17 protein-coding genes are annotated in these 15,283 nt (G+C 53.8%); 9 read left to right on the top strand and 8 right to left on the bottom strand.

The annotated features are described in order from the left end of the window. Window positions 1-10: 10 nt before the first annotated feature. Window positions 11-1,744: an arginine--tRNA ligase gene (gene argS / locus QNN86_RS07960; RefSeq protein WP_414210900.1), complete on the bottom strand. Its 1,734-nt coding sequence runs from the start codon at window positions 1,742-1,744 to the stop codon at window positions 11-13. Between the two features lie 238 nt (window positions 1,745-1,982). On the opposite strand from argS, the gene QNN86_RS07955 reads away from it, so the two are divergent. After that, window positions 1,983-2,549: a VOC family protein gene (locus QNN86_RS07955; protein WP_414210899.1), complete on the top strand. Its 567-nt coding sequence runs from the start codon at window positions 1,983-1,985 to the stop codon at window positions 2,547-2,549. A 2-nt stretch (window positions 2,550-2,551) separates the two neighbouring features. Continuing rightward, window positions 2,552-3,298: a copper homeostasis protein CutC gene (gene cutC / locus QNN86_RS07950; RefSeq protein ID WP_414210897.1), complete on the top strand. Its 747-nt coding sequence runs from the start codon at window positions 2,552-2,554 to the stop codon at window positions 3,296-3,298. 232 nt (window positions 3,299-3,530) lie between these two features. Here the strand turns inward: cutC and cmoB are convergent, their stop codons facing one another. From cmoB to QNN86_RS07925, 5 genes are read right to left on the bottom strand one after another with little or no spacing between them, the layout of a single operon-like run. Next, entirely contained in the window at window positions 3,531-4,499 is a 969-nt protein-coding gene (gene cmoB, locus QNN86_RS07945; protein WP_182270030.1) for a tRNA 5-methoxyuridine(34)/uridine 5-oxyacetic acid(34) synthase CmoB, read from the bottom strand. Further along, complete coding sequence (gene cmoA / locus QNN86_RS07940; RefSeq protein ID WP_096757441.1) at window positions 4,496-5,239, bottom strand: carboxy-S-adenosyl-L-methionine synthase CmoA; 744 nt, start codon at window positions 5,237-5,239, stop codon at window positions 4,496-4,498. The genes cmoB and cmoA overlap by 4 nt, the downstream gene beginning before the upstream one ends. 40 nt (window positions 5,240-5,279) lie before the next feature. Beyond that, entirely contained in the window at window positions 5,280-5,675 is a 396-nt protein-coding gene (locus tag QNN86_RS07935) for an MAPEG family protein (RefSeq protein WP_096757440.1), read from the bottom strand. Between the two features lie 52 nt (window positions 5,676-5,727). Continuing rightward, the gene (locus tag QNN86_RS07930; RefSeq protein WP_117341932.1) at window positions 5,728-6,546 is read right to left on the bottom strand and encodes a DUF72 domain-containing protein; all 819 of its coding nucleotides are present in this window, start codon (window positions 6,544-6,546) and stop codon (window positions 5,728-5,730) included. After that, window positions 6,543-7,109 (bottom strand): hydrolase, encoded by a 567-nt coding sequence (locus QNN86_RS07925; RefSeq protein ID WP_279276972.1) that lies wholly within the window; start codon window positions 7,107-7,109, stop codon window positions 6,543-6,545. Before QNN86_RS07925 ends, QNN86_RS07930 begins: the two co-directional genes overlap by 4 nt. 264 nt (window positions 7,110-7,373) lie before the next feature. Here QNN86_RS07925 and aspS point away from each other — a divergent pair, with 264 nt between their 5' ends. From aspS to ruvB, 6 genes are all read left to right on the top strand, one after another. Then, a complete protein-coding gene (aspS, locus tag QNN86_RS07920) occupies window positions 7,374-9,146 on the top strand; it encodes an aspartate--tRNA ligase (protein WP_096757437.1) in 1,773 nt (590 codons plus the stop codon). Between the two features lies 1 nt (window position 9,147). After that, entirely contained in the window at window positions 9,148-9,591 is a 444-nt protein-coding gene (gene nudB / locus QNN86_RS07915) for a dihydroneopterin triphosphate diphosphatase (RefSeq protein ID WP_181619195.1), read from the top strand. A gap of 28 nt (window positions 9,592-9,619) precedes the next feature. Continuing rightward, the gene (locus tag QNN86_RS07910; protein ID WP_181619196.1) at window positions 9,620-10,363 is read left to right on the top strand and encodes a YebC/PmpR family DNA-binding transcriptional regulator; all 744 of its coding nucleotides are present in this window, start codon (window positions 9,620-9,622) and stop codon (window positions 10,361-10,363) included. Between the two features lie 34 nt (window positions 10,364-10,397). Further along, window positions 10,398-10,919 carry a crossover junction endodeoxyribonuclease RuvC gene (gene ruvC, locus QNN86_RS07905; protein WP_181619197.1) on the top strand — a complete coding sequence of 174 codons (522 nt, stop codon included), beginning with the start codon at window positions 10,398-10,400 and terminating at the stop codon, window positions 10,917-10,919. Between the two features lie 81 nt (window positions 10,920-11,000). Continuing rightward, complete coding sequence (ruvA, locus tag QNN86_RS07900) at window positions 11,001-11,612, top strand: Holliday junction branch migration protein RuvA (protein WP_096757434.1); 612 nt, start codon at window positions 11,001-11,003, stop codon at window positions 11,610-11,612. 8 nt (window positions 11,613-11,620) lie between these two features. After that, window positions 11,621-12,631 (top strand): Holliday junction branch migration DNA helicase RuvB, encoded by a 1,011-nt coding sequence (gene ruvB / locus QNN86_RS07895; protein ID WP_115258769.1) that lies wholly within the window; start codon window positions 11,621-11,623, stop codon window positions 12,629-12,631. Window positions 12,632-12,708: 77 nt separating this feature from the next. Here the strand turns inward: ruvB and znuB are convergent, their stop codons facing one another. Next, window positions 12,709-13,494, bottom strand: a complete 786-nt coding sequence (znuB, locus tag QNN86_RS07890) for a zinc ABC transporter permease subunit ZnuB (protein ID WP_135912208.1) — start codon at window positions 13,492-13,494, stop codon at window positions 12,709-12,711. Beyond that, complete coding sequence (znuC, locus tag QNN86_RS07885) at window positions 13,491-14,246, bottom strand: zinc ABC transporter ATP-binding protein ZnuC (RefSeq protein WP_181619200.1); 756 nt, start codon at window positions 14,244-14,246, stop codon at window positions 13,491-13,493. Before znuC ends, znuB begins: the two co-directional genes overlap by 4 nt. 78 nt (window positions 14,247-14,324) lie before the next feature. On the opposite strand from znuC, the gene znuA reads away from it, so the two are divergent. Further along, window positions 14,325-15,269 carry a zinc ABC transporter substrate-binding protein ZnuA gene (gene znuA, locus QNN86_RS07880; RefSeq protein WP_137363606.1) on the top strand — a complete coding sequence of 315 codons (945 nt, stop codon included), beginning with the start codon at window positions 14,325-14,327 and terminating at the stop codon, window positions 15,267-15,269. Window positions 15,270-15,283 lie beyond the last annotated feature (14 nt).

Raw genomic sequence — 15,283 nt, 5'->3', positions numbered from 1 at the left:
CTCGTGGTGATTACATACGTTCTACGGTTTCGATACCCAGCGTATCCAGACCCAGCTTCAGCGTTTTCGCCGTCAACTGTGCCAGCTTCAGGCGGCTGTTACGAATCTCTTCGCTCTCCGCGCTGAGGATTGGGCAATGTTCGTAGAAACCAGAGAACAGGCCGGCAAGATCGTACAGATAAGCGCACATTACGTGCGGCGTGCCTTCACGTGCCACGACGGTCAGCGTCTCCTCAAACTGCAGCAGACGCGCTGCCAGCTGGGCTTCACGATCTTCGTTGATGATGACGTTGGCATTGGCCAGCGCGTTTTCGTCGATATCTGCCTTACGGAATACGGACAGTACGCGGGTGTAGGCATACTGCATGTACGGCGCGGTATTGCCTTCGAAGGCCAGCATGTTGTCCCAGTCGAAGATGTAATCCGTGGTACGGTTTTTCGACAGATCGGCATACTTCACGGCGCCAATACCGACCGCATTCGCCAGTTTTTCCAGCTCGTCGGCAGGCATGTCCGGGTTCTTCTCAGCCACCAGGCGACGTGCACGCTCCAGCGCTTCATCCAACAGATCGGCCAGTTTGACCGTGCCACCCGCGCGGGTCTTGAACGGCTTACCGTCTTTGCCGAGCATCATGCCGAACATGTGGTGTTCCAGCGGTACGGAATCCGGCACGTAACCGGCTTTACGCACGATGGTCCATGCCTGCATTAAATGCTGATGCTGGCGGGAGTCGATGTAATACAGCACGCGATCGGCATGCAGTGTTTCGTAACGGTACTTGGCGCAGGCGATGTCGGTGGTGGTGTACAGATAGCCGCCATCTTTCTTCTGGATGATAACGCCCATCGGTTCGCCTTCCTTGTTTTTATACTCATCAAGGAATACGACAGTCGCGCCTTCGCTTTCAACGGCCAGGCCTTTGGCTTTGAGATCCGCAACAATGCCTGGCAGCATCGGGTTGTACAGGCTTTCACCCATCACGTCGTCGCGGGTCAGCGTCACGTTCAGACGATCGTAGGTTAACTGGTTCTGCGACATGGTAATGTCGACCAGTTTGCGCCACATTTCGCGGAAGTAAGCATCACCACCCTGCAACTTCACCACGTAGCTACGTGCGCGCTCGGCGAATTCTTCATCTTCGTCGTAATGTTTTTTCGCGTCACGATAGAAACCTTCAAGGTCAGCCAGCGCCATTTCACCCGCGTTTTCCTGCTGCTGCTTTTCCAGCCACGCGATGAGCATACCGAACTGGGTTCCCCAGTCGCCAACGTGGTTTGCGCGGATGACTTTATGGCCGAGAAACTCCAGCGTACGGACAGCCGCATCACCGATAATGGTGGAGCGCAGGTGGCCTACGTGCATCTCTTTCGCCACGTTTGGCGCAGAGTAGTCAACAACAACGGTTTGCTTTTCTGGCTGCGCAACGCCCAGACGATCGGAGGCCAGCGCCTGCTGCACGTGCTGCGCCAGGAATGCTGGAGCGAGGAAAATATTGATAAAGCCCGGGCCCGCAATTTCAACCTTGCTGGCAATCCCGTTGAGATCCAGATGAGTCAGCACCTGCTCTGCCAGTTGTCGCGGCGCCATACCCAGTTTTTTAGCGACTGCCATCATGCCGTTGGCCTGATAGTCGCCGAACTGTACTTTTGCTGACTGACGAACCTGAGGTTCGCAATCTGCAGGCGCACCTGCAGCAATCATGGCCTGACGGACTTTTTCTGAGAGAAGAGCCTGAATATTCACCGGAATACCTTACATTTATGAAGCGCTTTACTATACACCGCGCCAGATTAAGAATTTAGGCCGGGAGTATACTGCAAATGCCCGTTGCCGTCAGCATTGCGCGTGCCGCGCGCGGCCTAAAATAGGGACAATGCAATTACGCATAATCATTCATTTTGTTCGTAAAAAAAACAGCGGTTGGATGGTGCTACGCAACAGAGTAAATTAGCGGCTTTGAACATGGATATGAGCTTTCAATATGGCGAACTGGCAAACCGTTGCAGAACTGCATGATATTTCCGCAGATTTAGGACATTTCACCCAAGCGTTAAGCGAACTTTCCACCCGTCTGGGTCTGAATATTGCTCCGCTTGAAGCCGACCACATCTCTCTGCGCTGTCATCAAAACACCACCGCAGAGCGCTGGCGTCGCGGGTTTGAACAGTGCGGCCAGCTGTTGTCGGAAAATATCATTAATGGCAGACCGATTTGCTTGTTCAAACTGGATGAGCCGGTGTGCGTGGCACAATGGCAGTTTTCTATTGTCGAGTTGCCGTGGCCGGGTGAAAAACGCTACCCACATGAGGGTTGGGAGCATATTGAGATTGTTCTACCGGGCGAGCCGGAAACGTTGAATGCGCGAGCGCTGGCATTGCTTTCTGATGAAGGATTGAGTCAGCCGGGTATCTTTGTGAAAACCAGTTCACCACAAGGCGAGCGTGAGCGGTTACCGAACCCGACGCTGGCGGTCAGCGATGGCAGCGTGACCATCAAGTTTCATCCGTGGTCAATTGAGCAAATTGTGGCAAGCGAGCAACAGGAGTAACCATGGCACTGCTGGAAATCTGCTGTTACAGCATGGAGTGTGCGCTGACGGCACAAAAAAATGGCGCGGATCGTATTGAACTGTGTTCGGCACCCAAAGAAGGGGGCTTAACCCCATCACTGGGCGTATTACGTAGCGTTCGTCAGCATATTGATATTCCCGTCAATCCGATTATCCGCCCGCGCGGCGGGGATTTTTGCTATACCGACGGTGAATTCGCCGCCATGCTGGATGATATCGCCATGGTCAGAGATCTCGGATTCTCCGGGCTGGTAACCGGGTTATTAGATGTTGATGGCAACGTCGATATGTCGCGCATGGAAAAAATTATGCGGGCAGCCGGTACGCTAAATGTCACGTTTCATCGGGCCTTTGATATGTGTGCCAACCCCTTAAATGCGCTGAAAAGTTTATCTGATTTGGGTGTCGCCAGAGTGCTGACTTCCGGGCAAAAATCAGATGCTGCGCAAGGTTTAACAAAAATAATGGAACTTATTGCACAGCCCGGTGCTCCAATCATTATGGCCGGAGCGGGGGTTCGCGCTGCGAATTTGTCTCTATTCCTCGACGCCGGTGTGCAGGAAGTCCACAGTTCTGCCGGAGTATGGCTGGCTTCTCCCATGCGTTATCGCAATGCGGGGTTGTCGATGTCTTCGGATGCGCAAGCGGATGAATATTCCCGCTATGCGGTAGACGGGGCGGCGGTTGCTGAAATGAAAGCGATTATTGCGCACCATCGGGCCAGCTGATTTTTACCGTTGCATCATGTCGCCCAATATGATGCTTGCTCGTACCAGGCCCCTGCAATTACAGGGGCCTTTTTTTCTCCTTCATATTTCAAGCCGCAGCCGCGTTGGCCGCCTTGCTCACCCCGGTCACGTAGTTATCTACGCTCCCGGGGATTTGCTGTGTTGCCGCCTTGCTGCAACTTGAACTATTTTGGAGAAACGGTGCTATACGTAACGGTCATCCGGCAATCCATCACGGCTTACGCGCAATCAAGACCGCACGCAGCGGGGCAGGGTACCCTTCTACCGTTTTACTGCTGTCGTTCGGGTCGAGGAAATCAGCCAGCGATTCGGTAATCATCCACTCGGTGCGGCGCTGTTCTTCGGTAGTGGTCACACACACGTCGGCAATGCGGACATCAACAAAACCGCACTTCTCCAGCCAGTTTTTCAACGCCAGAGCAGACGGAATAAAGTAGACGTTGCGCATTTGTGCGTAGCGGTCACCCGGCACCAGCACGGTATTTTCGTCCCCTTCAACCACCAGCGTTTCCAGTACCAGTTCACCGTCTTGTACCAGTTGATCTTTCAACTGCCAGAGATGTTCCAGCGGAGAACGACGGTGATAGAGCACGCCCATTGAGAAAACGGTATCAAACGCGTTCAACGCCGGAAGCTGTTCAATACCCAGCGGCAGCAGATGCGCGCGCTGGTCGTTGCCCAGCAGTTTTCTCACCGCTTCGAACTGACACAGGAATAACTGGGTCGGATCAATCCCAACGGCCAGGTGCGCGCCTGCACCGATCATGCGCCACATGTGATACCCGCTGCCGCAGCCGACATCCAGGATCGTCCGTCCGGTCAGGTCGGATAAATGCGGCAGAACGCGATCCCATTTCCAGTCAGAACGCCATTCGGTGTCGATATTGACGCCATACAGTGAGTATGGCCCTTTACGCCACGGCATCAAATTGCGCATTAATGTATCAATGCGTTTAAGCTGACCGTCGCTGAGCGGCTCTTCGCTTTCAGCGGTGACACTGTGCAGCAAGTCCAGACGGTGCGGTGTCAGTTCGGGCAAAAACTCTACCGCGTTCGACCACTGCTTAAACAGGCCATGCTGATCGCGCTGCCAGTTCGCAATTTGCGCCGGGAGCGTTTCCAGCCAATGAGAAAGATGATTTTTGGCAATCAGCTGATAAAAGTTACCAAAGTCGATCATGCCGCAACCTCAGCTTTTAGTGCCACCAGAGAACCAAAGTTAAAGCACTGGAACCACAGTTCGCTGTGTTCAAAACCAGCCTGATGCAGGCGCGCTTTATGGGTTTCGACCGAGTCGGTCAGCATGACGTTTTCCAGCATGCTGCGCTTTTGGCTGATTTCCAGTTCGCTGTAGCCATTTGCCCGCTTGAAATCGTGGTGCATGTTGAACAACAGCTCACCCACTTTTGCATCTTCGAAACTGAATTTCTCCGACAGCACCAGCGCGCCGCCAGGATTCAGCCCCTGATAAATCTTATCCAACAATGCCTGGCGCTCCGCTGGCTCAAGGAATTGCAGGGTAAAATTCAGCACCACCATTGAGGCGTTTTCAATAGTAATGTTGCGAATATCCCCTTCGACAACCTCGACCGGAATAGGGGCTTTATAGGCGTCAATATGACGGCGGCAGCGTTCAACCATGGCCGGGGAGTTGTCGACGGCAATAATTTTACAATTGTCATGCTGAATACTGCGACGCACCGAGAGCGTCGCGGCGCCCAATGAACAGCCCAGATCGTAGACCTGCGTGTTGGGTTGCACGAAACGTTCGGCCAGCATACCAATCATCGAAATGATGTTGGAGTAGCCGGGAACGGAGCGCTGGATCATATCCGGGAAGACTTCAGCTACCCGTTCATCAAAGGTCCAGTCACCCAGACTGGCGATAGGCGCAGAAAAAAGCGTGTCGCGGTGAGACATAACGTAAAAATCCGGGAAAAATAAAGTGGCGTATTGTGCGCTAATGCAGGGAGAAAACCAACTCCCAGGGCATATACCAGAGATTCGCCAGCACCATTAGCACCAGCGAGCACCAGGTGGCGCTCATGCCGGAACGACGCCAGCGGAACAGACGGTGGTGGAATCCGTAATAATGCATCAGCCGACCAGCAATTAACATCAGCCCGCAAATATGCACCATCCACGTTTCCGCGCCGTTCATTTCCATAAATAACAGCAACACTAATGCGACGGGGATATATTCCACCGCATTACCGTGAATGCGAATCGCACTTTGTAGTTCGCTAAAACCGCCGTCGCCATAAGCCACGCGATACTGCATACGCAGGCGGACAACGTCAAAGGAGAACTTAATCAACAATAACGCACCCAGTACGGCATATAGCGCGCTTACCATACAAACTCCCTTTTAAAATGGCTGCTGGCATTGACTATGATAGGTGGCATTTTCAGAAAAGAGAAGATTGCTGTGGAATAGACGGTGCTGATCCGATCTCTGGCAGAGCGCTGCGTAAATCTGCCCATAGCGTATCTACAAGCTCCGGGGCCTGCGCGATGTCTGGCGTATGTAAAAACAGATAGGGTGTGGTGGTCTGCTTCCAGAGAGACAGTTTGGCCAGCCATACGTTAAATAACGTTCGGTTTTGCTCCATATTATCGCTGCCGATAAAGCGCACCATGGGATTGTTCGCGGTAACCACTGCATGGACCGGAACTTTCGGTTTTTTGCGCTGCGCATCGCGAATCGCTTCACTGTGAGGAACCGCGGCGTGTACCGGCCGACTATCTAAAATTACCCGATTGACCCCTCGCTCGTGTAAGCCGCGATTGAACCATTTCTCGTCTTCACCTTTGGTAAAAAATTCAGGATGGCGAACTTCCACCCCGTAGGTAAACGATGCGGGTAACGCATCGAGAAACGCCCACAGAGCAGGGAGATCGCGAGGAGAAAAGGTGGCGGGTAGCTGCAACCAATATTGCCCGATTCGCGCTTCCAGCGGTGACATGCGGGTGAAAAATTCTTGCACCAAATCATCACAGTTTCGCAGTGCAGCTTGATGCGAAATGGTCGCCGGAAACTTAAAGCAGAAGCGAAAGTCATCGGTAGTCTGCGCCTGCCAGCGCGTAACAATCTCGGCTTTTGGCAGCGCGTAGAGTGTGGTATTGCCCTCAACACAGTTAAAGTGGCGGGCATACTCTTCAAGGCTGGTGATCCCCAGGCGCACCCACTTCGGATGCGACCACTGCGGCAGGCCGATATAGATCATAACGCTTGCAGGATCTCGTCCACGCTGCGCACGCGTGCAATGCGCGGGAAGATATGCGTCATGCTGCCCAGATGCTGATCGGCACTGGCTGCGCTACAGGCATCTTCGGCAATCACCAGGTTAAAACCCAGTTCCCAGGCGTTACGCGCCGTTGACTCAACGCCGATGTTGGTGGAGATCCCGCATAACACGATAGTGTCAACGCCCCGGCGGCGCAGTTGGAGTTCGAGGTCGGTGCCGTAAAAGGCACCCCACTGGCGTTTGATCACTTCGATGTCACTGGCGTTTTTGCCCAGCGCTGTCGGATAGTCCCACCAGTTTGCAGGGAGCGCTTTAGCCGGTGTCAGGGCATCTACCGGCTGTTTCAGCGCTTCTGCGTAGTCGTCAGACCAGCCAACGCGAACCATCACTACCGGTGAACCGTGAGCTCGGAATTGTGCCGCAAGGCGTGCGGCGTGGGTTACCACGTCGCTTGCCGAATGGGGGCCGCCGGCGAAGGGCAGGATCCCTTCCTGTAGGTCAATCACGACAAGGGCGGTGGTTTTAGCGTTCAGTTCCAGCATGGTGACTCCAGTCAAAAAAGAATTCCGTTACACCTTAATCGCGATTGTGTGTGAAAGGGGCGACAATTTTTGTTATTTTTTGTGAGATTACGCAATACCCGCGTAGGAAACACGCGTACAGTCAGTACCGGACTTATCGTGCGGCAGAATTTCCAGTATAATAGCCGCCTTTTTTCATTCAGTTGTGACATTCAGCTAAAGCTGCGACTTCGTCATCTGCAAGGCAGGTGACAATCCGCCTGCGGCAAAGTTAAGGGATATCTCATGCGTACAGAATATTGCGGACAGCTACGTCTGTCCCACGAGGGGCAGCAGGTGACTCTGTGTGGTTGGGTCAACCGTCGTCGTGATCTTGGTAGCCTGATCTTCATCGATATGCGCGACCGCGAAGGTATCGTGCAGGTATTTTTCGATCCGGACCGTGCGGACGCGTTAAAGCTGGCCTCCGAACTGCGTAATGAGTTCTGCATCCAGGTTACGGGCACCGTGCGTGCGCGTGACGCGAAAAACGTCAACGCCGACATGGCGACCGGCGAAATTGAAGTACTGGCGTCCGATCTGACCATCATCAACCGTTCAGACTCGCTGCCGCTGGACTCTAACCACGTTAACACCGAAGAAGCACGTCTGAAGTATCGCTATCTGGACCTGCGTCGTCCGGAAATGGCGCAGCGTCTGAAAACCCGTGCCAAGATTACCAGCCTGGTGCGTCGTTTTATGGACGATCACGGCTTCCTCGACATCGAAACGCCGATGCTGACCAAAGCGACCCCGGAAGGCGCACGTGACTATCTGGTGCCTTCCCGCGTCCATAAAGGCAAATTCTACGCCCTGCCGCAGTCTCCACAGCTGTTCAAGCAGTTGCTGATGATGTCTGGCTTTGATCGTTACTATCAGATCGTAAAATGCTTCCGTGACGAAGACTTACGTGCTGACCGTCAGCCTGAATTTACCCAGATCGATGTTGAGACCTCCTTCATGACCGCACCGCAGGTTCGTGAAGTGATGGAAGCGTTAGTGCGTAATCTGTGGCTGGAAGTAAAAGGTGTGGATCTGGGGGATTTCCCGATCATGACCTTTGCCGAAGCAGAGCGTCGCTACGGTTCTGATAAACCGGACCTGCGTAACCCGATGGAGCTGGTTGACGTTGCTGACCTGCTGAAGTCCGTCGATTTTGCCGTCTTCTCCGGCCCGGCTAATGATGCCAAAGGTCGCGTGGCTGCGCTGCGTGTACCGGGTGGGGCCAGCCTAAGCCGTAAGCAGATCGACGATTACGGCAACTTTATCAAGATCTACGGCGCGAAAGGTCTGGCTTACATTAAGGTCACCGAACGTGCGAAAGGTCTGGAAGGGGTAACCAGCCCAGTTGCTAAGTTCCTGAATGCCGATATCGTCGACGCGATTCTTGAGCGCACCGGCGCACAAGATGGCGACATGATTTTCTTCGGCGCAGACAACAAGAAAGTGGTTGCTGACTCGATGGGCGCACTGCGTCTGAAACTGGGTAAAGATCTGAGCCTGACCGACGAAACCAAATGGGCGCCGCTGTGGGTTATCGACTTCCCAATGTTTGAAGACGACGGTGAAGGTGGTCTGACCGCGATGCACCATCCGTTTACCGCGCCGAAAGACATGACGGCCGCTGAGCTGAAAGCCGCGCCGGAAGAGGCCGTTGCCAATGCTTACGATATGGTCATCAACGGTTACGAAGTGGGTGGCGGTTCCGTGCGTATTCATAACGGCGACATGCAGCAAACCGTGTTTGGTATTCTGGGCATTAATGAGCAAGAACAGCGTGAGAAGTTCGGCTTCCTGCTGGACGCGCTGAAATATGGTACCCCGCCGCACGCGGGCCTGGCGTTTGGTCTGGATCGTCTGACCATGCTGCTGACCGGTACTGATAACATTCGTGACGTTATTGCCTTCCCGAAAACCACGGCTGCAGCGTGTCTGATGACCGAAGCGCCAAGCTTTGCCAACGACGCTGCACTGGCGGAACTGAGCATTCAGGTTGTGAAGAAGGCCGAGAATAACTGATATGACATACAAACAGCCTGTCTCGGTGTTAGTCGTGATTTATGCAAAGGACACCGGGAGAGTGCTGATGTTACAGCGACGCGACGATCCTGATTTCTGGCAGTCGGTCACCGGCAGCCTGGAAGAGGGTGAAACCGCGTTGCAAGCCGCCATGCGCGAAGTAAAGGAAGAGGTCACCATTGATGTTGCCCGCGAGAAACTGACCTTAATTGACTGTCAGCGCACGGTGGAGTTCGAAATTTTTAGCCATTTACGTCATCGCTATGCACCGGGAACCGTACGGAATACGGAGTCCTGGTTTTGCCTGGCTCTCCCCTCGGAACGAGAGGTCGTGTTCACTGAACATCTGGCCTATCGTTGGGTTGATGCGGTGGAAGCTGCACAGTTAACCAAGTCTTGGAGCAACCGGCAGGCGATTGAAGAATTTGTAATTAACGTCGCCTGAAAAGGCGCGCTTTTTGGAGAGATTATTTATGGCAGGTCATAGTAAATGGGCCAACACCAGACATCGTAAAGCAGCGCAGGATGCTAAGCGCGGTAAAATCTTCACCAAAATCATTCGTGAGCTGGTGACGGCGGCTAAACTGGGGGGCGGCGATCCGGATGCTAACCCGCGTTTGCGTGCAGCGGTTGATAAAGCGCTGGCAAATAACATGACACGTGACACCTTGAACCGCGCGATTGCACGTGGTGTGGGCGGTGACGAAGACGCAAACATGGAAACCATCATTTATGAAGGTTACGGTCCTGGTGGAACAGCGGTCATGATCGAATGCCTGTCTGACAACCGTAACCGTACTGTTGCGGAAGTGCGCCATGCGTTCACCAAAACCGGTGGTAACCTGGGCACCGACGGTTCTGTTGCGTACCTGTTTAGCAAAAAAGGCGTGATTTCTTTTGAGCAAGGCGACGAAGACACCATCATGGAAGCCGCGCTGGAAGCTGGTGCTGAAGACGTTGTGACCTATGATGACGGTGCGATTGACGTCTACACTGCATGGGAAGAGATGGGCAAAGTGCGTGACGCACTGGAAGCCGCTGGTCTGAAAGCGGACAGCGCTGAAGTTACGATGATCCCGTCCACCAAAGCGGACATGGATGCAGAAACAGCACCGAAGCTGATTCGTCTGATCGATATGCTGGAAGACTGCGATGACGTGCAGGAAGTTTACCACAACGGCGAAATCTCCGATGAGGTTGCTGCTACGTTAGAATGACGTGGTTGAGCGGTAAAATAACAGGAGATGCGTGATGTCCATTATTCTCGGCATTGACCCGGGCTCGCGCATCACCGGCTATGGCGTGATCCGCCAGGTCGGTCGACAGTTGACCTATCTGGGCAGTGGATGTATTCGCACCAAAGTAGATGATTTACCGTCGCGCCTGAAGCTGATTTATGCGGGCGTGTCGGAAATCATTACCCAGTTTCAGCCAGACTACTTTGCCATTGAGCAGGTCTTTATGGCAAAAAACGCCGATTCGGCGCTTAAGCTGGGGCAGGCGCGCGGCGTGGCAATTGTTGCTGCCGTTAACCAGGACCTTCCGGTGTTTGAATATGCAGCACGTCAGGTGAAGCAAACCGTCGTCGGGATAGGTAGTGCGGAGAAAAGTCAGGTGCAGCACATGGTGCGCACGTTGCTAAAACTCCAGGCAAATCCCCAGGCTGATGCCGCGGATGCGCTGGCCATCGCCATAACCCACTGCCACGTCAGCCAGAACGCCATGCAAATGAGCGACACCCGGCTGAATTTAGCGCGTGGGCGACTACGTTAATGACAAATGAGGCTGGATATCTATCCAGCCTTTTTTTATGATAGCGCATTACCTTTTTAGCCCTTAACGCAGGAGCGTCACGTGATAGGCAGACTCAGAGGCATCATTCTCGAAAAACAACCCCCGTTGGTTCTTCTGGAAACGGGCGGCGTAGGCTATGAAGTGCATATGCCAATGACCTGTTTTTACGAGCTGCCAGAAGCCGGGCAGGAAGCGATTGTTTTCACCCATTTTGTGGTGCGTGAAGATGCGCAGCTGCTGTACGGTTTTAACAACAAGCAGGAACGCACGCTGTTTAAAGAGCTGATTAAAACCAACGGCGTTGGACCGAAGCTGGCGCTGGCGATCCTCTCCGGCATGTCGGCGCAGCAGTTCGTTAACGCGGTTGAACGCGAAGAGCTCGGGGCGCTGGTGAAACTGCCGGGTATCGGTAAGAAAACCGCTGAACGCCTGATTGTTGAAATGAAAGACCGCTTTAAAGGCTTACATGGCGATCTGTTCACACCGGCGGCGGATCTGGTGCTGACGTCACCTGCGGGTCCGGTAACGGATGACGCCGAACAGGAAGCGGTTGCTGCGCTGGTGGCGCTGGGCTATAAACCACAGGAAGCCAGCCGCATGGTGAGCAAAATAGCCCGCCCTGATGCCAGCAGTGAAACCCTGATTCGTGAAGCGCTCCGCGCTGCATTGTGAGGTAAAGGATGATTGAAGCAGACCGCCTGATTTCAGCTGCCAGCACGATACCTGAAGACATTGTGGATCGTGCGATCCGCCCCAAGTTGCTCGATGAGTATATCGGTCAGCCTCAGGTCCGTTCGCAAATGGAGATTTTTATCCAGGCGGCGAAGTTGCGCGGTGATGCCCTCGACCACCTGCTGATCTTTGGTCCTCCGGGTCTTGGAAAAACCACGCTTGCCAATATTGTCGCCAATGAAATGGGCGTAAACCTGCGTACCACCTCCGGCCCGGTGCTGGAAAAAGCGGGCGATTTGGCGGCAATGCTGACGAACCTCGAGCCGCACGACGTGCTGTTTATCGATGAGATCCATCGCTTATCGCCGGTCGTGGAAGAGGTATTGTATCCGGCGATGGAAGACTATCAGCTGGATATCATGATCGGCGAAGGGCCTGCTGCACGCTCGATCAAGATTGACCTGCCGCCGTTTACGCTGATTGGCGCGACAACCCGTGCCGGGTCGTTAACCTCTCCGCTGCGTGACCGTTTTGGTATCGTGCAGCGACTGGAGTTTTATCAGGTTGCCGATCTTCAGCATATTGTAGGGCGCAGTGCGCGTTATATGGGGCTGGAGATGAGCGAGGAGGGCGCGCTGGAAGTTGCTCGCCGTGCGCGCGGAACGCCGCGTATTGCCAACCGTCTGCTGCGTCGCGTGCGTGACTTCGCCGAGGTGAAGCATGATGGCACCATCTCGGCAGACATTGCCGCCCAGGCGCTGGATATGCTCAATGTGGACGCTGAAGGGTTCGATTACATGGACCGTAAGCTGCTGCTGGCGGTGATCGATAAATTCTTCGGTGGGCCGGTAGGGCTGGATAATCTGGCCGCCGCGATTGGTGAAGAGCGTGAAACGATTGAGGACGTGCTGGAGCCCTATTTGATTCAGCAGGGCTTCCTGCAGCGTACGCCGCGCGGACGTATGGCGACGGTGCGCGCCTGGAATCACTTTGGTATTACGCCGCCGCAAATGCCTTAGTGCCTGATGTCGCTACGCTCATCAGGCCTGGGCGATTTGTCGGCCCGGTAAGCGTAGCGCTTCCGGGCAACACACGCTTAGCTCGCCTGCTTTTTCATCATGCTGAAAATAAACATCAGCGCGGCACACAGCACCACGGAGGGCCCTGCGGGCGTATCATAAAACGCTGAGAACGTCAGGCCGCCCGTCACCGCTATCATCCCCACGCCCACGGCAACACCGGCCATCTGCTCAGGCGTACGCGCAAAACGGCGCGCGGTGGCAGCAGGAATAATCAGCAGCGACGTGATAATTAGCGCGCCGACAAACTTCATCGCCACACCAATCGTTAACGCCGTGACCAGCATCAGCAGTAACTTCACGCGCTGCAGCTTCACGCCATCGACAAAGGCGAGATCCGGGCTGATGGTCATTGACAGCAGATTGCGCCATTGCCAGAAGAGAATGGCGAGTACAATAACGACGCCGATGGCGATGGAAATCAGATCCTCAGGCGTAACGGCAAGCAAATCACCAAACAGGTAGGCCATCAGATCCACGCGGATGTTTGACATCAGGCTGACGACCACCAGGCCCAGTGACAGAGCACTGTGCGCCATAATGCCGAGCAAGGTGTCGATGGCGAGGTGAGGGCGCTTCTCCAGCCACACCAGACCCGCAGCCAGCATCAGAGTGACTGCGATAACCGCATAAAACGGGTTTACATCTAACAGCAGACCAAAGGCCACACCCAGCAGTGACGCGTGCGCCAGCGTGTCGCCAAAATAAGACATCCGACGCCAGACCACAAACGATCCCAGCGGGCCAGCGGCGCAGGCCAGCATGATCCCGGCTAACCAACCGGGTAATAACAATTCAATCATGAGTGACCATTTCCCCGGCGTAATACGATGCGACCCTGTAAATCGTGGCGATGATTATGATTGTGACGGTAAATTCCGAGTTGTTCGGCACCGCGTTGCCCAAACATAGAGATAAATTCCGGGTGCATAGAGACCACTTCCGGCGTGCCGGAGCAGCAAATATGGTGGTTGAGGCACAGCACTTCGTCGGTCTTCGCCATCACCAGATGCAGGTCATGCGAGACCATCAGTACGGCGCAATCGAGTTCACGGCGGAGTTGGTCGATAAGATCATACAGTGCAACCTGACCATTGACATCCACACCCTGAGTGGGTTCATCCAGCACCAGCAGCTGTGGTTTATTCAGCAATGCGCGAGCCAGCAGGACGCGCTGCGTTTCCCCGCCGGACAGTTTTTGCATCGGCGCATCCATCAGATGTCCGGCCTGAACACGCTTGAGCGCTGGCAGAATATCGTCCTTCTTTGTACCCGGACGTAAGCGCAAAAAGCGGCTGACTGTCAGGGGCAGCGTGGTATCGAGATACAGTTTTTGCGGGACATAGCCTATCCGCAGCTGTCCGTTACGCTTGATAACGCCTGCATCTGCTGCTACCAGCCCGAGGACAACGCGCACCAGCGTAGACTTCCCGGCACCGTTCGGGCCAAGAAGCGTTAAAATTTTGCCGGGTCGTAGTTCAAGCGAAACGTCAGAAAGGACGCGGCGTTGACCATAAGAGACCGAGACATTTTCCAGTGAAACCAAAGTCGTCATATCAATTTTAGTCTTGCAGAAGTTATAGAATGTTATAATATCACATTTCTCACATTCATTACGATGATTGGTCGCATTATGTTACATAAAAATACGCTTCTTTTCGCAGCATTATCCGCTGCTCTTTGGGGGAGTGCAACACAGGCAGCAAATGCCGCCGTCGTTGCCTCGCTTAAGCCGCTAGGGTTTATCGCTTCAGCGATTGCTGATGGGGTTACGGATACCGAGGTTCTCCTGCCTGATGGTGCATCCGAACATGATTACTCATTGCGTCCGTCAGACGTAAAACGCTTACAGGGCGCGGACTTAGTTGTTTGGATTGGCCCCGAGATGGAAGCGTTTATGGAAAAATCTGTCAAGAATATTCCTAACGCGAAACAGGTAACGATTGCGCAACTCAATGACGTGAAGCCGTTGCTCATGAAAGGGGGCGACGATGATGATGACGATCATGAACACAATGACGCCCACGGTGAAAAAAGTGACGAACATCACCATCATGGCGACTACAACATGCATCTTTGGCTTTCCCCAGAGATAGCGCGGGCCTCAGCGGTTGCAATCCATGAAAAATTAGTGGAACTTATGCCGCAAAGTCGAGCCAAACTTGACGCCAACCTGAAGGATTTTGAGGCACAATTAGCCGCAACCGATAAGCAGGTAGGTAACGAGCTCGCACCGCTCAAGGGGAAAGGGTATTTCGTTTTTCATGACGCCTACGGCTACTACGAAAAACATTACGGACTAACACCGCTTGGTCACTTTACCGTGAACCCTGAGATTCAACCTGGTGCGCAGCGTTTACATGAAATAAGAACACAGTTGGTTGAGCAAAAAGCAACCTGCGTTTTTGCTGAGCCACAGTTCAGGCCAGCGGTCGTTGAAGCCGTTGCGAGAGGGACATCCGTTCGAATGGGAACGTTGGATCCCCTCGGAACAAACATCAAACTGGGTAAAACAAGCTATTCTGCGTTTCTGAACCAATTAGCCAACCAGTATGCGAGCTGCCTGAAAGGAGATTAATGAGGAAGTGAATA

Origin of the sequence: Citrobacter sp. C348 (genome assembly GCF_047467975.1) — a bacterium.
Classification (GTDB): domain Bacteria; phylum Pseudomonadota; class Gammaproteobacteria; order Enterobacterales; family Enterobacteriaceae; genus Citrobacter; species Citrobacter gillenii.
This window is presented reverse-complemented; position numbering and strand designations above follow the sequence as displayed.